General features: G+C 69.1%; 15 protein-coding genes. 8 read left to right on the top strand and 7 right to left on the bottom strand.

Annotation, left to right across the window (positions count from 1 at the left end):
• Positions 1 to 70: 70 nt before the first annotated feature.
• From AB0I71_RS08585 to AB0I71_RS08570, 4 genes are all read right to left on the bottom strand, one after another.
• Positions 71 to 910 (bottom strand): SAM-dependent methyltransferase, encoded by an 840-nt coding sequence (locus AB0I71_RS08585; protein WP_357582603.1) that lies wholly within the window; start codon positions 908 to 910, stop codon positions 71 to 73.
• Between the two features lie 227 nt (positions 911 to 1,137).
• Entirely contained in the window at positions 1,138 to 1,959 is an 822-nt protein-coding gene (locus AB0I71_RS08580; RefSeq protein ID WP_357582602.1) for an alpha/beta hydrolase, read from the bottom strand.
• A gap of 19 nt (positions 1,960 to 1,978) precedes the next feature.
• Positions 1,979 to 2,548: a DJ-1/PfpI family protein gene (locus AB0I71_RS08575; protein ID WP_074474091.1), complete on the bottom strand. Its 570-nt coding sequence runs from the start codon at positions 2,546 to 2,548 to the stop codon at positions 1,979 to 1,981.
• Positions 2,549 to 2,636: 88 nt separating this feature from the next.
• On the bottom strand, positions 2,637 to 3,290 hold the full coding sequence (locus AB0I71_RS08570; RefSeq protein ID WP_357582601.1) for a GntR family transcriptional regulator: 654 nt from the start codon (positions 3,288 to 3,290) through the stop codon (positions 2,637 to 2,639).
• Between the two features lie 478 nt (positions 3,291 to 3,768).
• Between AB0I71_RS08570 and AB0I71_RS08565 the strand changes: the two genes are divergently transcribed.
• The 8 genes from AB0I71_RS08565 to AB0I71_RS08530 all read left to right on the top strand — a co-directional run bounded on the left by AB0I71_RS08565 (position 3,769) and on the right by AB0I71_RS08530 (position 13,292).
• Positions 3,769 to 5,202, top strand: a complete 1,434-nt coding sequence (locus AB0I71_RS08565) for an extracellular solute-binding protein (RefSeq protein ID WP_357582600.1) — start codon at positions 3,769 to 3,771, stop codon at positions 5,200 to 5,202.
• 47 nt (positions 5,203 to 5,249) lie between these two features.
• Positions 5,250 to 6,149 (top strand): sugar ABC transporter permease, encoded by a 900-nt coding sequence (locus tag AB0I71_RS08560; RefSeq protein ID WP_357582599.1) that lies wholly within the window; start codon positions 5,250 to 5,252, stop codon positions 6,147 to 6,149.
• Positions 6,149 to 7,060, top strand: a complete 912-nt coding sequence (locus tag AB0I71_RS08555; protein WP_357582598.1) for a carbohydrate ABC transporter permease — start codon at positions 6,149 to 6,151, stop codon at positions 7,058 to 7,060. The genes AB0I71_RS08560 and AB0I71_RS08555 overlap by 1 nt, the downstream gene beginning before the upstream one ends.
• Complete coding sequence (locus AB0I71_RS08550; RefSeq protein WP_357582597.1) at positions 7,060 to 8,127, top strand: ATP-binding cassette domain-containing protein; 1,068 nt, start codon at positions 7,060 to 7,062, stop codon at positions 8,125 to 8,127. Before AB0I71_RS08555 ends, AB0I71_RS08550 begins: the two co-directional genes overlap by 1 nt.
• Entirely contained in the window at positions 8,127 to 9,203 is a 1,077-nt protein-coding gene (locus AB0I71_RS08545) for an ABC transporter ATP-binding protein (RefSeq protein ID WP_357582596.1), read from the top strand. The genes AB0I71_RS08550 and AB0I71_RS08545 overlap by 1 nt, the downstream gene beginning before the upstream one ends.
• Positions 9,204 to 9,475: 272 nt before the next feature.
• On the top strand, positions 9,476 to 10,936 hold the full coding sequence (locus AB0I71_RS08540; RefSeq protein WP_357582595.1) for an NAD-dependent succinate-semialdehyde dehydrogenase: 1,461 nt from the start codon (positions 9,476 to 9,478) through the stop codon (positions 10,934 to 10,936).
• Between the two features lie 276 nt (positions 10,937 to 11,212).
• Positions 11,213 to 12,475, top strand: coding sequence for an iron-containing alcohol dehydrogenase (locus tag AB0I71_RS08535; RefSeq protein WP_357582594.1), 1,263 nt, complete (start codon positions 11,213 to 11,215; stop codon positions 12,473 to 12,475).
• 421 nt (positions 12,476 to 12,896) lie between these two features.
• Positions 12,897 to 13,292 (top strand): DUF4190 domain-containing protein, encoded by a 396-nt coding sequence (locus AB0I71_RS08530; RefSeq protein WP_357582593.1) that lies wholly within the window; start codon positions 12,897 to 12,899, stop codon positions 13,290 to 13,292.
• 166 nt (positions 13,293 to 13,458) lie between these two features.
• Here AB0I71_RS08530 and AB0I71_RS08525 read toward each other — a convergent pair whose 3' ends face one another.
• From AB0I71_RS08525 to AB0I71_RS08515, 3 genes are all read right to left on the bottom strand, one after another.
• The gene (locus AB0I71_RS08525; RefSeq protein WP_357582636.1) at positions 13,459 to 13,854 is read right to left on the bottom strand and encodes a DUF1232 domain-containing protein; all 396 of its coding nucleotides are present in this window, start codon (positions 13,852 to 13,854) and stop codon (positions 13,459 to 13,461) included.
• A gap of 214 nt (positions 13,855 to 14,068) precedes the next feature.
• Complete coding sequence (locus AB0I71_RS08520; protein WP_357582592.1) at positions 14,069 to 15,682, bottom strand: long-chain fatty acid--CoA ligase; 1,614 nt, start codon at positions 15,680 to 15,682, stop codon at positions 14,069 to 14,071.
• Between the two features lie 14 nt (positions 15,683 to 15,696).
• The gene (locus AB0I71_RS08515) at positions 15,697 to 16,425 is read right to left on the bottom strand and encodes a TetR/AcrR family transcriptional regulator (RefSeq protein ID WP_357582591.1); all 729 of its coding nucleotides are present in this window, start codon (positions 16,423 to 16,425) and stop codon (positions 15,697 to 15,699) included.
• Between the last annotated feature and the right edge of the window lie 245 nt (positions 16,426 to 16,670).

The following is a 16,670-nucleotide window of genomic DNA, read 5'->3' as shown; positions in this document are numbered from 1 at the left end:
CGCTGACGGACATGTCTCGATCGCACACTCTGGGCAGGTGCGCGGGGCGTCCCGCCCACGTCGCGACGACCTACGGTTTGCGGGCAAGTAGTCCGACGAAGGTGTGGTAGGTGTCGGTCTGCTTCGGCGCGGGCGTGCCCGGATCCGGACGCCACTCGGCCAGCGGCACCAGCCCCGGCTCCAGCAGCGTCAGCCCATCGGCGAAGGAGAGGATCTCCTCGTCGGTTCGCCAGCGGCCGGTGCCCAGCGACTCGTTGAAGACCCGCTCGACCTCACGGGCCTTACGGGAGCCCTCCGGGTCCCGCTCACCCGGATCACGGAAGTGCGAGATCGCCACGTAACTGCCCGACGGCAGCGCGTCGATCAACTCTGCCGACACCGCTCGCGGCTCCTCGTCGTCGCCGAGATGGTGCAGGATCGCGAAGAGCAACAACCCGATCGGCCGGTCGAAGTCGAGAAACTGGCGGACGTCCGGATCATCGAGGATCTCCTGCGGTCGCCGAATGTCGGCCTGGATCACCGTCGCGGTGCCCTCCGCGGTGAGCAGGGCCCGCCCGTGCGTCAGGACGATCGGGTCGTTGTCCACGTACACCACCCGGGCGTTCGGGTTGTGCTCGGCGGCGACCTCGTGCACGTTGCCCTGGGTGGGCAACCCTGACCCGATGTCCAGGAACTGGTCGATGTCGGCCTCGGTGACGAGGTGACGGATCACCCGGCGCAGGAAGGCACGGTTCGCCTGGCCGGCGGCCGGCCCGTCCGGCGTGATCCGCAGGGCGTGCTCGGCGACCTTCCGGTCGACCTCGAAGTTGTCCTTACCACCCAGAAAGTAGTCGTAGACCCGGGCCACGCTGGGAACGGTGGGGTCGATTCCGGGGGGTGCGGCCTTGTCGCGGGTCAACGGCATCTCCATCCGATTCCTGAGCCAGCGCACCGGGTTCTGTGTGCACTCCGGGACGTTGTCCGGGAGTGTAGCGATCGGACGGTCAAGATTGCCGCCCCGCCGGTATCGCTCCCACCCGATCGGGCCCCGCGACCAGGAAACACGCCATCAGTCGCAGCTGAGGGCGTTGGCTTCTGCGCGAATCACGTCTCGTCATGCTGATCCGCCTCAGGACGGGCTGCGGACCTGCCGCAGCATTAGTGACGGCCGCTCCGGCGGAGGAAGCACGACAGCAGTTGCCTGAACTCGTGCGGGTGCTCGATCGCCGGCACGTGCCCGCATCGGCCGAACACGTGCAGACGGACATCGGCCAGGTGCTCGAGTAGGGGCCCGACTGCCGTCTCGAGCGGGGTGACCCGGTCGTCGGCGCCGTGCACGAGCAGCACGGGTGCGCGGACCGCGGCCAGCGTTTGCGCCGAGAGGGTGAGCCCGTCGACCCATCGTGCCCTGGGTGGAGGGAACAACGACGCGTAGGCGGCCGCCCCCGCTCGCATCGCAGCCGTCCGGGCATCGACGGCCGAGTCGGTCACGAGCGCCTGGTCGAGGACGAGGCGACTCAGCATGTCTCGTGCCCCGAGAGGGCCGGCGGGGGCGGCCCAGATCGCGTCGAGATCGGCGGACAACGGCGCCCCGGGGGCGCCCATCGTCGAGACCGCCACGACCTGGGTGACCTGCTCGGGGCGCGCGGCCGCCAAGGCCAGCGCCACGGCACCACCCATGGAGTGGCCCACCACGGCGTAGTGGTCGATGCCGAGGGCATCCATCAGGCCCGCGGCCTGCTCCGACCACAGCCGGAGCCCACCGGCGGAACCCGCCGGGACAGGTGTACGGCCGAACCCCGCCTGGTCAGGAGCCACCAGGTGCCAGGACGTGCCGAGCGCCTGCGCAGTCGTTGCCCAGGCGCCGGACCCGGTCGTGCCGGGCCCGGAGCCGTGCAGCATCAGCACCGCGGGCCCGGTGCCGCTCTCCAGGACGTGGACGGGGGAACCGTCGACCGTGACGGTCCGAAGTGTCGTCACCGGGGCGGGGTGGGGGCGCTCATGCCGATGCGGGGTCGACGGACTTCGAGAAGACCTCCATCATCGCCCTGCCGAACTGCGGCATGTCGGGCCATCCCCGGCAGGAGACGAGGTTGCCGTCCACGACGTCGGGAGCGTCGATGACCGTCGCGCCCGCGTTCTCCATGTCACCGGTGATGGGTGGGAAGCACGCCGTCTTTCGACCCTTCAGGAGCCCGTACACCGCTGGTACCTGCGCGCCGTGGCACACCAGTGCGATGGGGAGGTTGCGCGCGAAGAAGTGCTCGGTGATGCGCCGGACGTCGGCGTCGACCCGGATCCACTCGGGGGCACGTCCCCCGGGGATGATGAGGGCGTCGTAGCGCTCGACGTCGACCTCGGCCCAGGGCACGTCGACCGGCAGCTTCCGGCCGTTCTTCTCCACGTAGGCGTCGGAGTTGGGGTCGAACTCGTGAATGACCAGTTGCACGTCACGCCTCGTCCGTGACGAGACGTCGACGTCCCAGCCGCCCTCCTGCACGCGGTAGTAGGGATACATGGTGTCGAGTTCCTCGGCGGCGTCGCCGGTCAGGAGCAGCGCTCTGGGCATCTGCTTCTCCTCGCATCTGGGGGCGGGTGAGGTAGATCCAATCCGATCCGATCCGATTCGGTTAGCATTCCCCGGCCCAGCCCGCCCGTCAAGCCTCCGCCGCCACCGCGTCCGCGTCCTTGGCCTCGTCGAACAATCGCCGGAAACGCTCGCCGGACCGCAGGATGTGGCGGCGCATCGCGTACGCGGCGGCGTCGGGATCACGCGCGGCGATCGCGGCCACAATGTCCTCGTGCTCGGCCATGGCCAGGTGAGTGACCTGCGTGTCGTGGTGCAGCCGGAAGAGGTGCACGTGGCTGTGCAGGCGAGCGAGCGCTTCCCGGATGACCTGGTTCTCCGCGCTCAGGGCGACGAGATCGTGAAAGGCGGCGTCGCGTAGACCGAAGGCGCCATAGGCCGTCGGGCCCTTGCCCCCCTCCAGCTCCGCCATCTCCGCCAGCATCCCGCGCAGACCGGCCACCTGCTCCAGGGAGGCACGTTCGGCGGATCTACGCGCCGCCGCCGGCTCCAGGAGCAGGCGAACCTCGAGCATGTCCTCGAACCGCTGACGGGTGATCTGAGGTGGAATGCGGTAGCCGGCATGGGGCACCCGCACGACCAGGCCCTCGGCCTCCATACGGTTCAGCGCGTCTCGGATCGGCGTCTGCGAGACCCCCAGCTCTCGCGCCAGGACGTCGATCGTGACGCGGGAGCCAGGCTCGATCCGTAGGGACATGAGCTGTCCGAGCAGCGTGTCGTACACCTCGTCGGCGAGCCGGCCACCAGATCTTCCCGGCGACGTTCCGCCCGTCACGGCCCGACGGCCCCGCGCGATCGTTCTTTCGTCGTCCATCGTGACGTGAGGCCCTTCTTTGCGTCTTCCGGAACCTGTTGACATCAGTCACAACTCTGCGACATGCTGACGCCCCAGCCGGATCGTATAGGAAAAGTGGCGTACAACCGCCATCCTGCACCGTCGCGGAGTCTCCCGCGATCGCTCCACCTCGATCACCTGAAGCTCCCATGAACGTGCTCGACATCCCGCTCGGTTCGCCCACGGGCCGCGGTTGGGCCGAAGGCTCCTCGACGGCATGAAGATCCAGTAAATCGCGGCGTGCTCGTGACGCCGGCCTGCGGGTCGCCCCGTGTCAGCCCGGCAGCACGCCTGAACAACCCAGCACCTGGTCGGCGAAGCGCATAGCGAGGTTCCAGAAGTCCCCACCCAGGAAGCAGGCGAGAAGATGCGATATCCCCAGCGAATCGGACGACTGTTGGCTCCCGGTCGAAAGGTGCAGTTGGCGACGGCGGCCATGCTGCTGGTGGCCACGACCATGGCGGCTTGCGGCGATGGCCAGGACGACGGCGGGACGGCGAGCGCCCCCAAGGCGCCGGCGACCATCCCGGAACTCACCAAGGACCCGCTGACCCTCAGCTTCATCTGGTTCGACTGGCCCCCCGCCCAGGCACTGGAAGCCTTCGCGAACGCGGAGTACAAGAAGGAGCGACCGAACGCGACCATCAAGGTCAACACTGTGCCGAACGCGAACTGGCACGACGCGATGTTCACCCAGTTCGCCGCGCGCAAGACCGACTTCGACATCGCGATCCTGGACTCGCAGCACATCGGCGAGGCCGTGACGAACGGCAACATCCTCGACATCACCGACTTCGTCAAGAGCAACATCGACGTCACGGCCTACAACCCGTACCTCCTGGCCGCCTACGGCCAGTTCCCCCAGGCGGAGACCGGCAAGCGCGACGAGAACGCCAGCCTGTACGGACTGCCGCTGCTCGGCGACACCTGGACGATGATCTACCGCAAGGACCTGATCGGCGACACGCCACCGCAGACCTGGGATGAGATGATCTCAGTCGCCGAGAAGTGCCAGACGGACAACCCGGGCGTCAGCGGGCTGGCTTTCCACCAGGCCAACGGCTCCGACGCCGCGGCCGTCACCTACAACACGGTCAACGGCGTCTACGGCGGCAACCTCTGGGACGCCAAGACGCGCAAGATCGAAGGCGTCCTCAACGACGCCGCCGGCCAGGAGGCGATGGACGTCCTGGTCAACAAGATGAAGCCGCTTACCGCCAAGGGCTCCGGCAACTGGTTCATCGACGAGGTGAACGCGGCGGTCGCCCAGGGCAAGGCATGCATCGCGTTCAACTGGATCGCCGCGAGCGGTGGCCTGCTCGATCCGAAGCAGTCGACGCTCGGCGCCACCCGGGAGCAGATTCTCGACAAGCTGGGCTTTGCCACCCTGCCGAGCCAGAAGACCAACCTGGTCCCACTCGGCGGTATGGGGATGCACGTGTCGGCCTACTCCCCCGAGGCAAACCAGGCCGAGGCCCTGAACTTCATGAAGTGGTTCGAGCGGGCCGACATCCAGAAGAAGTGGGCCGCGGCCGGTGGCGTGCCAGCGCGTACGGACGCCCTGGAATCGCCCGAGTTCCTCAATGCAGGGCCGTTCAACCAGGTGTACGCCGACTCGGTGCCACGGATGCGGGACATGTGGAACGTGCCCGAGTACGCGCGCCTCGTCGACATCGAGAACACAAACGTCAACGCGGCGCTCAACGGAGCGAAGAGTCCGAAGGACGCGCTCGACGACATCGCCAAGGAGCAGCAGGCGGTGCTCGACTCCAGCAACCGCAGGGGCGGCGGCGGACTGTGAGTGACCCCGTACCTCTGACGACCGATCACCCCGGGCAGGTGGCGTCTGTGACGCCACCTGCACCGGGTCGGTCCCGCCGGCTGAGCGACCGCGGACTCGCCGTGGCCTTCATCTCCCCCGCGCTGCTGCTGTTGCTCGCGATGTCGGTGTTCCCGTTGCTGTGGGCGTTGTACCTGTCCTTCACCGACTACTCGGCCACCCGCGGCGGCTCCCCCCGATTCATCGGGTTCGAGAACTACACCGCCATTCTGACCTCGGCGCAGGTCCACCAGCGGGCCCTGACGACGTTGATCTACGTGGTCGGCGCGGTCACCCTGCAGACCGTGCTCGGTTTCGCCATCGCCTACCTGATCTCCCGGCGCACGCACGGGCGAGGACTGCTGACCACTCTGTTCCTGGTTCCGATGATGCTGTCGCCGGTCGTGGTCGGGCTGTTCTGGCGATTCATGCTCGACGCGCAGTTCGGCGTGATCAACAGCATGCTCGGCTCGATCGGCCTCGGGCAGGTGGAGTGGCTCACCCGGCAGCGCACGGCATTGATCTCCCTGATCGTGGTCGACACCTGGCAGTGGACGCCGTTCATCATGCTCATCGCCCTTGCCGGCCTCACCGCGGTGCCCAAGTACCTGTACGAGGCCGCCTCGATCGACCGGGCGTCCGAGTGGTTCCGGTTCCGCACCATCACTCTTCCGCTGGTGTGGCCGCTACTGCTCATTGCCGTGTTGTTCCGGTCCATCGAGGCCTTCCGGCTGTTCGACCTCGTCTACATCCTCACCAACGGAGGCCCGGGTGTCTCCACCGAGACGTTGTCGTTCCACGTCTACAAGGTCGCGTTCCTGGGCTTCAACACCGGAACCGCCTCGGCGTACGGGATCCTCATGGTCCTCGTCGTCATCGTCCTCACGCAGCTCTACCTGCGCTACTTGAACAAGCTGAAGGAGGGCTGATGGCCGTCTCCGTCGACGAGGCCGTGGCCGCAGGTCCTGCTCTGGACCGCACGCCCCCCGCGCGCCGCCTTGGCGGCCGGGGCCGATCCGCGCTGGAGATCGCGCTGCTGACCGTGCTGGCCGTCGTGATGCTCTTTCCGGTGCTGTGGATGATCGAAACGTCCATCAAGGAGAACCGGGACGTCTATGCCGTTCCGGCCCAGTTCTTCGGCTTCACGGTCACCATGGACCACTTCAAGGACGTGTTCGTCGCTCCCGGCGGCGGTCGCTCGGCCCTGTCCGTCGCGTTCCTCAATTCCGTCGTGGTCGCCGGGGTCTCCACGGTGCTGGCCACCGTGCTGGGCGTCCCGGCGGCCTGGGCCTACTCACGCTTCGCCGTGAAGGCCAAGAAGGACCAGCTGTTCTTCATCCTCTCCACCCGCTTCATGCCGCCCGTGGTGGTGGTAATCCCGATCTTCCTCATGTACCGCCAGGTCGGACTCATCGACAGCAAGCTCGGCCTGATCCTCATCTACACCGCCTTCAACGTCCCGTTCACGATCTGGATGATGAAGGGGTTCGTCGACGAGGTGCCCGCGGAGTACGAGGATGCCGCCATGCTCGACGGCTACACCCGGTTGCAGGCGTTCCGGCGATTCACCCTTCCCCTGCTCGTACCCGGCATCGCCGCGACGGCGGTCTTCGCACTCATCTTCTCGTGGAACGAGTTCGTGTTCGCCATCTTCCTCACCTCAAGCGACAGCGTGCGGACCGCCCCACCCGCCATCGCCGGGCTCATCGGTGGTACCACCACGGACTGGGGTCTCGTGGCCGCCGCCTCCGTGGTGTTCGCCCTACCGGTGCTCGTCTTCGCCTACCTGGTGCGCAAGCACCTCGTCGCCGGTGTGACGCTCGGGGCGGTGCGACGCTGATGGCGGGCATCGAGGTGACCGCCCTGCACAAGCGCTACCCGGACGGGACGGTCGCGGTCGATCACGTGGAGCTGTCCATCCGCGACGGCGAGCTGTTCGTGATGCTCGGCCCGTCGGGTTGCGGCAAAACGACCACGCTGCGGGCCATAGCCGGCCTGGAGCGGCAGACGACGGGCGACATCCGCATCGGCGACACGCTTGTCAACGACCTGCCGCCCGCCGAACGCGACATCGCCATGGTGTTCCAGTTCTACGCTCTCTACCCGCATCTGAGAACCCGCGACAACCTGGCGTTCCCCCTGCGGGCCGAGGGACTACCCAAGCAGCAGGTGCGCGAGCGGGTCGACGAGGCCGCCCGGCTGATGCGGCTCGGTCCGCTGCTGGACCGGCGACCGCGCCAGTTGTCCGGCGGGGAGCAGCAACGCGTCGCGCTTGCTCGCGCCCTGGTGCGACGACCGCGCGCATTCCTCATGGACGAACCGCTCACCAATCTCGACGCGGAGCTGAGGGCGGACATGCGCACGGAGATCAAGCACCTGCAGGGGGAACTGGGGACGACGATGGTCTACGTCACCCACGACCAGGTCGAGGCGATGTCACTCGGTCACCGAATCGCCATCCTCAACAAGGGCCGCGTCGAGCAGATCGGCACGCCGCTGGAGGTTTACGACCGTCCGGCGAGTCTCTTCTGCGCCGCATTCATCGGCTCACCGCCGATGAATCTGATCGAGGTGGAGCTGACCGACGGGAAGCTGCGCAGCCAGGGCGGACTGGCCCTCACACCACCGCCAGGCCTGCCGCGCGACCGTCGCCTGGTCGCCGGCGTCCGGCCGGAGGCACTGGAAGTCACCGAACCGGGGGCGGACCGTTCGGTCCCGGCCCGCGTGGTCTCGGTGGAGTGGCTGGGCGACGAAATCATCTACGTGGTCGACCACGGCAGCCAGCGCGACGTACGGGTGCGGACGCCACCGACCGTCCGGTTCGCCGCTGACACACCGGTCGGGCTGCGGCACACCGGCGGGACCCCGGCGGTCTACGACGTGAGCACGGAAGAACTGGTGGCCTGATGGGAACCGTGGCAGTGCACGGGCTGTGCAAGTCCTTCGGCAAGGTCCAGGCCCTGGACGGGGTGACGCTGGACGTGCCGGACGGCTCGTTCTTCGTCGTGCTCGGGCCCTCCGGGGCAGGCAAGACGACGACCCTGCGGGCGATCGCCGGCCTTGAGAAGCTTGACGCCGGGTCGGTGCACCTGGACGGGCGGGACGCGACAGCTGACGCCCCGGCCGCGCGCGACCTGGCCATGGTCTTCCAGAACTACGCCCTCTACCCGCGGCACACGGCGTACGAGAACATCGCTTCCCCGCTGCGGGCACGCCGCTGTTCGTCGAGCGAGATCGCCGCTGCCGTCGAGCGGATGTCGAACCTGCTGCACATCGAACGGCTGCTGCAGCGTCGTCCCGCACAGCTGTCGGGTGGTGAGATGCAGCGTGTCGCTCTGGCCCGGGCGCTGGTCCGTCACCCGCGCGCGTTTCTCATGGACGAGCCACTGACAAACCTCGATCTCAAGCTCCGCGTCGAGATGCGCACCGAGCTCACCCGCATCCACCGCAGCCTCGGAGCAACCTTCGTCTACGTGACAAACGACCAGGTCGAAGCCCTGTCCATGGCCGACCAGGTCGCGATCCTCAAGGAGGGGAAGGTGCAACAGGTCGGAACGCCGACCGAGGTGTACGAGCGTCCCGCCAACCAGTGGGTCGCAGGATTCGTCGGGAGCCCACCGATCAGCCTGCTCGCCTGCCACGCCGAGGGAGATCGTCTGGTCGGTGCGCAAGGCTGGACGCTGCCGCGGCCCCGCTGGACCACCGCTGAGGACGGTCGAGCGCTGCTGCTGGGCCTGCGTGCGGAGGACCTGTCCGTCGAGCAGCGCGGCGACGCCTCGTTGTCGGGGGAACTCTACGGGCTTGAGCCGCTCGGTGACCGGACGGTCGTCGACGTCCGAGTGGGGACCGAGATCCTCAAGGTCAAGGCACGACCGACCGTCACCGGAACGACGGGCGAGCGGCTGCTGGTCACTGTCGACCTGGACCGTGCGCACCTGTTCGATGCGGGCACCGGGCTGTCGCTGTCGGAGGCGGGGCGGTAACCGCGCCGGCGGCCACGGCACCATGCGCCCACACCCGGCAGCCGAACCTCGGCGGACCGTCACCCTGGAGCACGGCCTGACGACGCCGAGACGGCCGTGGCCCGAGAAGGCGATCGGTGGCCCGGGGCGTCGCCCTGCGGACCGGGCCACTGCCACAGTCGACCCGCTCGGCACCCTCTCTCCCCCCGACGAGGGCGGGTGGCCCGTCCGTCCACGCGCACAGCGCGATCACTGAGGCACGGCAGACCAAGAAGATCGCAGGAGGCGACGCAATGAGTGACCCGATGAACGTCCTGGCCCCGGAGCACCGGCGGCTCCGGGTCGGCGACGCCTGGCGCGAGGCCGCAAGCGGCGCCACCTTTGCCGTCGAGGACCCGGCCACCGGCACGACCATCGCCGAGGTGGCGGACGCCGACGTCGTTGACGGTCTTGCCGCCCTGGACGTGGCGAGCAAGGCCATGGCGGAGTGGGCGGCGACCCCGCCGCGGAAACGGTCAGAGTTGCTGACCGCGACGTACCGGGCGTTGACCGGGCGATCCGAGGAGATCGCCCGGCTGATAACGCTCGAGATGGGCAAGCCGCTCGCCGAGGCTCGGGCAGAGGTGGCCTACGGCGCCGAGTTCTTCCGCTGGTTCGCCGAGGAGGCGGTGCGCGTCGAGGGGCGGTACAGCACCGCCCCCGCAGGTGGGTATCGCATCCTCACCGTGCCGAAGCCGGTCGGACCGTGCGTCTTCGTGACGCCCTGGAACTTTCCGTTGGCCATGGGGGCCCGCAAGATCGCTCCTGCGCTGGCCGCGGGCTGCACGACGATCACCAAGCCGGCAGCGCAGACGCCACTCACCATGCTGGTCCTGGCCCGCATCATGGAGGAGGTCGGCGTTCCCCCGGGCGTGGTAAACGTGGTGACCACCAAGCGTGCCGGCAAGGTGGTCTCCGCGCTGCTCGCCGACAGGCGCACCCGCAAGCTTTCGTTCACCGGGTCGACCGAGGTCGGGCGCGTGCTGCTGCGACAGGCCGCCGACAACGTGCTGCGCACCTCCATGGAACTGGGCGGCAACGCGGCCTTGATCGTGTGTGCCGACGCGGACCTGGACGTCGCGCTCGACGGTGCCATGGTGGCCAAGATGCGCAACATCGGGCAGTCCTGCATCGCGGCCAACCGGATCTACGTCGAGGAGCCGGTGCGCGAGGAGTTCACGGCGCGCTTCGCCGAGCGGATGGGCGCGCTCTCGGTGGGCCATGGTCTCGACGACGGCGTGGACGTCGGGGCGTTGATCGACGAGTCCTCGGTCACCACGATCGACGAGCTGGTCGCCGACGCGGTCGATCGCGGCGCCCGCGTCGTGGTGGGCGGCGAGCGGCCGGATGGGCCGGGCCACTTCTACCCGCCCACAGTCCTCGTCGACGTGCCCGACGATGCGCGGATGCTCAGGACGGAGATCTTCGGCCCGGTCGCGCCGATCATCTCGTTCACCTCCGACGACGAGGTGCTGGCGAAGGCCAACGACACCGAGCACGGCCTGGTCGGATACCTCTTCACCCGTGACCTCCAGCGGGCGCTCCGGTTCACCGAGGGGCTGGACACGGGGATGATCGGCATCAACCGTGGTCTGATCTCGGACCCGTCAGCTCCGTTCGGAGGCGTGAAGCAGTCCGGGGTCGGCAAGGAGGGATCGCACGAGGGCATCCTTGAGTACCTCGACCTCACCTACGCGGCGATCGACCTGCCGTGACCAGCCTGCCACCTCAGGCGTACGCCGAAAATCACCGCGCCCGGTGCGGACACGACCTGACCGGTCTCCACCCGGCGGACGGGAACCGGGCCACGGCCGGCACGAACCCGCCGGCACCTGGGACGCCCGGCACTTCGCCGGCGTGCGCACCGCCGCCGCCCGGCGCGCGCGCCGGCACCACCGGGGCGGCCAAGCTCGCCGACGCCGTCCCGGTCGCGCAGGTGACCTGGACGTCCGCCCAGCACATCGCCGCCGACGTTCCGGAGAGGCACCGACATGCTTGAGACCGTCCGCGGACCACGCCAGCTGATAGTGGGCGAAGGGGTCGCACAGAACATCCCACGAGTGGTGGCCGAGAGCGGCTCGCGAGTCCTCATCGTGACCGACCAGGTTCTCCTAGGGCAGCCGGGCGTGGCCGAGATCGTGGCCGCCGTCCGGGAGAAGATCAAGGTCGTCGCATTGTTCTCCGACGCGGCTCCAGACGTACCACTCGCCGATGTCGCCCTGGCCGTCTCGGTCGCCGCCGAGGTGGACGCCGACGTGATCCTCGCCATCGGTGGTGGCACGGTGATCGACCTCGCCAAGATCGTCGGCGTCATCCGACGCCACGGCGGGACACCGCGCGACTTCTACGGCGAGTCGAAGGTGCCGGGGCCGACGATTCCGCTCGTCGCGGTCCCGACGACGTCAGGCACCGGCTCCGAACTCACCCCCGTCTCGGTGTTGACCGACCCGGACCGCGAGCTGAAGGTGGGGGTTTCCAGCGTCCACATCGTGCCCGACTTCGCCATCGTCGATCCTGAACTCACATACACCTGCCCTGCGACAGTCACCGCTCACTCCGGCATCGACGCGTTCTGTCACGCGGTGGAGAGCTACACCGCGCGACCCCGGGCCCACGGACCGCGCGACCCGGTGGAGCAGGTGTTCCTCGGCCGCAACCCGATCACCGACCACTACGCGCTCCTGGCCGCGGAGCGGATCGCCCGTAGCTTGCGTCGTGCTGTCCGGGACGGCGGCGACACGGACGCGCGCGCGGACATGTCCTACGGGTCCATGCTCGCCGGGCTCGCCTTCTCGCACGCGGGCACCGCGGCCCCACACGCCCTCCAGTACCCCATCGGCGCAGCCACGCACACGCCGCACGGCCTGGGCGTCGGGTTGCTGCTGCCCTACGCGCTGGACGCGGCCAGGGACGCCATCGGCGACCGGTTGGCCATCCTCGCCAGGGTGTGCGGGCTCGACGTGACCGATGCCTCGGATGCCGAGGCCGCAGACACCTTCCTCACCTGGCTCGACGGGTTCCTTGCCGACATCGGCATCCCGCCCACCTTGGCGGACATCGGCGTCGCACGCGCCGACCTCCCGCGTTTCGCGGAGCTGGCCAGTGGCGTCACCCGCCTGATCCAGAATCATCCGGGCCCGAACGACACCGCCAGCCTGACCGCGATCCTCGAAGCGGCCTGGACCGGGGATCGGACCGGAGAACATGTGAGTCCGCGCAGCGACCATTCGACGTACGCACGGCGTCCCGGTTGAGCGCGGTGCGGTGGCCGAGCAGGGCGAGGTGGCGCTGCAGGCGGTTGACGTCCGGCCCGACGAACAGGCCGCCGTCGCCGGCCGCCTGCGCCAGGAGGTAGTTCTCCCAGGTCTCCAGTTCCAGGTCGACCATGTCGACGGACCACTCGATGTGCCGCACCACCGCGCGCAGGACGCGGGCCATCCGCTCCGCGCCGCTACCACCCACCGACCGGCCCCTCCAGCCGCCGGTCCGGCAGCCCCCACGTCCGGTACTTCGAGCCCTCGCCACCGGTCCGTCCGGTCCAGACGACGACGCACCAGCGCGGCGCCCAGATGATCCGGGCGTGCGAAGGACCGTGAACCAGCAGGCATGAGTCGGCGGCGACGGGGGAAGCGGCCGGCAGGAACCTGCGCCACATGAGGTACCGAAGGGAGTGCCATGACCGCGTCCAGCGGGCCGGCCCGCGGGGCCGGTACCTCGACCCGCGCCGGCCGGACCCGATCCGGTACGGCGGCCAAGACCAGCGCGGCCGCCGCGCTCGCGCTCGTGTTCGGCGTGGCCGCGCTGTTCAGCGTGCTCACCGCCATCCTCGCCTGGATCGGTGTGGTGCTCGCCATCGTCGGCATCGTCCTGGGCATCGTCGGGCTCAAGATGGCCGCCCGACCGGAGGTGACCGGCCGAGGTGTGGCGATCGGGGGGCTGGTACTCAGCGTGATCGCGCTGCTGCTCGGGCTGGCACTCGGCGCGGGCATCACGACGTTCCTCAACAACGAGGGCGCGGTGGACCGGCTCCAGCAGCAGGTCGACGACCTGCGTGATCGACTCGACCGCTAGGTGTGCCGCTGCTCTCTGGAACGTGCCCGCGCGAGGGACAGCGCGGGCGGCGAACCAACCGATCAGGGACCAGCCCGGCGGCCGCGGTGAGCGCGGCCGGGGCGGACGCGGCGATCGGCAGGTCGTGCACGATCATCAGGTCAGGCTGCCAGGGTGATCGGGTCGGTCAGGCTGGCGGCGTGCCGAGCAGCCGTTCGATCAGCCGCGGTTCGCCGGGCCAGGCCGCGAGGATGACGTGTCGAGGTACCTGGCGTGCGGCGTAGCGCAGGGCGAGCGCGACGACGACGATGTCGTCGAGGGGTCCGATGACGGGCAGGAACTCGGGGATCAGATCCACGGGGCTGGCTACCCAGATCCCGGCGATCAGCACGGCGATCTTCGCTCGGCGGGGCACTCGGGGGTCGGCGCGCAGCCGGCGGACGGTGGTGACGCAGTCGGGGATGAAGGCGGCCAGGTCGCGCATGATGCCGGGTGGCAGGCGGCGGGCGAGCAGGATCAGCAGTGTCCAGGAGGCAAGCAACAGCACGACCGCGATGGCCAGGCCGACGAGCCAGTCACGCATGATCACGGGCTCAGCATGCCACTGGCGTCGCGGGCGGTGCGATCTGCTCAGGTAGCGGCGTCAGGTGCCGCCGGCCCCGCACCGCCGACACGTCCGCCAGCCAGTCGTCGGGCGGCTGCGGCCGGGCCACTGCCACGGTACGCATTCGCGTGCGGCGTGAAGCCGGGCCGGTGCTGCGAGCACCGGTCCGGACGCCTGAGCACGCTGCGCCTGGTTACCGATGCAGGGTCGCGTGCAACTGTCGGAGGGTGAGCTTGGAGACCTTTCCGGTGGGCGTTCTGGGGATCTCGGGCAGCACCCAGACCTGCTCCGGGATCCACCAGGAGGCGACCCGTCCGGTCAGGTGGGCCCGGAGCGCGGCCGCGTCGAAGTCGGATCCGGGTGTGGTGAGGACGCAGGCGAGCGGACGCTCGCCCCACCGGTCGTCCGGGATGCCGATGACCGCGGCCTCCACCACCTCGGGATGCGTCATGATCTCGTTCTCCAACTCGACCGAGGAAATCCATTCGCCGCCCGACTTCACCAGGTCCTTCGTGCGGTCGACGACGCGCACGTAGCCGTACCGGTCGATGGTGGCGATGTCACCGGTGCGCAGCCAACCGTCGTCGGTGAAGGCGACGGCGCCGGGCTCGGCACCGAAGTAGCCCGCGGCGATGGTGGGCCCGGCTACCTGAAGCTCACCGGGGGTGACGCCGTCGTGGTCGACGGGATCGCCGACGTCATCGATCAGACGCGCCTCTGTCAGCGGGACGGTGGGACCCGGCGTGCCGAGCAGTGCGCGCTGGTCCTCCTGGTCGAGTCCGTCGTGCACGGTCGCGATGCGCGAGCAGGCGACCAGCGGGCTCGCCTCCGTCATGCCCCAGGAACTGGTGATCATCACCCCGGTCGCCTGATGCCAGGCCCGGGCGAGCGCGTCCGGCAGGGCGCTGCCGCCGGAGACGACCATACGCAGGGCCGAGAGGTCGACCTGGTCCAGCAGCGGAAGGAGCCCGCGCCAGATCGCCGGGACGCCAGCGGCAAAGGTGACCCGGTGTCGGGCCAGCTGCCCGGCGAGCGCGGCCGGACTCATCGCGGGGCCGGGCAACACGAGGTCAGAGCCGGCGAGCATGGCGGCGTACGGCAGGCCCCAGGCGTTGACGTGGAACATCGGCACGATGGGCAGTACCACGTCACGCTCGCTGATCGCGAAGCTGTCCGCCCCCAGGAGCAGCAGTGCGTGCAGGACGATCGAGCGGTGGCTGTACAGCACACCTTTGGGGCGGCCGGTGGTGCCCGAGGTGTAGCAGAGGCTCGCCGCGTCGTTCTCGTCGACGACGACCGGCGGTCCAGGGGCGGGTACCTCGTCGAGCAGCGCCTCGTAGTCGCGTACCCGGGAGTCGTCGGGTAGTGGTGCCGTACCGCTGTCGTCCATGACCACGACGTGGCGCACGGTCGGTGCCTGCTCGATCAGCGGCCAGACGACCGGCAGCAGCGAACGGTCGACGAACAGCACGTCGTCGGCGGCGTCGTTGACGATGTAGGTGAGTTCGGGGGCGTGCAGCCGATGGTTGATCGTGTGCAGGATCCGACCGCTGGTCGGCACGGCGAGATACAGCTCGACGTGGCGTTGGGAGTTCCAGCCGAAGGTGCCCACCCGTGCCTGGGGCGGCACGTCGAGCAGGTCGAGAGCGGCGGCGAGGCGACGCGCCCGGTGGACCACCTGGTGCCAGGGGGTGACAACCTCGTCGTCCGCCGTGGCGGTGATGACCCGCTTGTGACCGAACATCCGCTCGACCCGGCGCATGAGCGTCGCGACATCGAGCGGCCGGTCCTGCATCAGACCGCGCATGGGCACCTCCAGCCCTAGCCTGCGGACCGCCGCGGTGACGGTGGGCCGGGGATCGTGTCGTCGTCGGGGGGTGGGGTCGGGCCCGGGTGGGCGACCAGCTTCAGCGCGAGATCCGCGTAGTACTCGCCCAACTGCTCCGGCGAGTCGGACCCTTCGAGGCGGTACCAGCGGACGAGGTCGATGCTGAGCGACAGCATCGCGCGGGTGATCCGTTTGACGTCGACCGGTGCGAACGAGCCGTCGGCCATGCCCCGTGCCACGGTGTCGCGGAGGAACTCGTTGGTCTGGTGGCGCAGTTCGAGCACCTCGGCGTAGTGCTCGGGGGTGAGACCGGCGAGTTCGTACTGGCTGACCCGGGCGGCCACGTGGTGACGGGCGTGCCAGGTGGTGTACCGGGCGATGATGGCCCGCAGCCGCTCGGCGGAGTCTTCGACGGCGGTGACCGCCGGATCCTGGATGTACGCCAGGGCCCGCTCGTGGCCGGTCCGGATGATCTCGAAGAGGACCAGTTCCTTCGACGGGAAGTGGACGTACAGGGCCGCCGGGCTGAGCCCCATGCCCTCGCTGATGTCGCGGGTGGTGGTGGCGTGGAATCCGTTGGCGGCAAAGCAGCGCACGGCCGAGGTCAGCAGACCCCGTGGCACCTCACCCAGTCGTGTGCTCCACAGGTCCGGCGAATCGTCGCGCAGCCGTACGTCCTCCGCCAGATCCTGCGCCGTGAACCGGGCCTGCCGTCTGGCCATGCGTGATCCTCGCCTTTCGTCTCGTCGGTGGGTGTCACTGCCGCTGGTAGTGCATGCGATCAGACGTTCGGCGCAGTTGCAGGTCGCGCGTCCTGTGACCCTTGACACTCGGCAGCCTAGTGGATGACTATGCGCTTAGTCACCACCGACCCAACTTGGAAATATCACCGAAACAACTGAGCCAAACGAACTCCCCCGGGCCCACGCTCCCGCGCCGGCCGCACGGAACCCCTGACGCCTCGCAC

The organism is Micromonospora sp. NPDC049891, from assembly GCF_040660295.1.
Classification (GTDB): Bacteria; Actinomycetota; Actinomycetes; order Mycobacteriales; family Micromonosporaceae; genus Micromonospora.
The sequence above is the reverse complement of the archived record's forward strand: the minus strand, read 5'-3'. Positions and strand labels throughout refer to the sequence as shown.

Coding starts and splice junctions, on each gene's coding strand:
- AB0I71_RS08585 (WP_357582603.1), bottom strand. CDS start 910: ATGGAGATGCCGTTGACCCGCGACAAGGCCGCACCCCCCGGAATCGAC.
- AB0I71_RS08575 (WP_074474091.1), bottom strand. CDS start 2,548: ATGCCCAGAGCGCTGCTCCTGACCGGCGACGCCGCCGAGGAACTCGAC.
- AB0I71_RS08565 (WP_357582600.1), top strand. CDS start 3,769: ATGCGATATCCCCAGCGAATCGGACGACTGTTGGCTCCCGGTCGAAAG.
- AB0I71_RS08555 (WP_357582598.1), top strand. CDS start 6,149: ATGGCCGTCTCCGTCGACGAGGCCGTGGCCGCAGGTCCTGCTCTGGAC.
- AB0I71_RS08550 (WP_357582597.1), top strand. CDS start 7,060: ATGGCGGGCATCGAGGTGACCGCCCTGCACAAGCGCTACCCGGACGGG.
- AB0I71_RS08545 (WP_357582596.1), top strand. CDS start 8,127: ATGGGAACCGTGGCAGTGCACGGGCTGTGCAAGTCCTTCGGCAAGGTC.
- AB0I71_RS08540 (WP_357582595.1), top strand. CDS start 9,476: ATGAGTGACCCGATGAACGTCCTGGCCCCGGAGCACCGGCGGCTCCGG.
- AB0I71_RS08535 (WP_357582594.1), top strand. CDS start 11,213: ATGCTTGAGACCGTCCGCGGACCACGCCAGCTGATAGTGGGCGAAGGG.
- AB0I71_RS08530 (WP_357582593.1), top strand. CDS start 12,897: ATGACCGCGTCCAGCGGGCCGGCCCGCGGGGCCGGTACCTCGACCCGC.
- AB0I71_RS08525 (WP_357582636.1), bottom strand. CDS start 13,854: ATGCGTGACTGGCTCGTCGGCCTGGCCATCGCGGTCGTGCTGTTGCTT.
- AB0I71_RS08520 (WP_357582592.1), bottom strand. CDS start 15,682: ATGCGCGGTCTGATGCAGGACCGGCCGCTCGATGTCGCGACGCTCATG.
- AB0I71_RS08515 (WP_357582591.1), bottom strand. CDS start 16,425: ATGGCCAGACGGCAGGCCCGGTTCACGGCGCAGGATCTGGCGGAGGAC.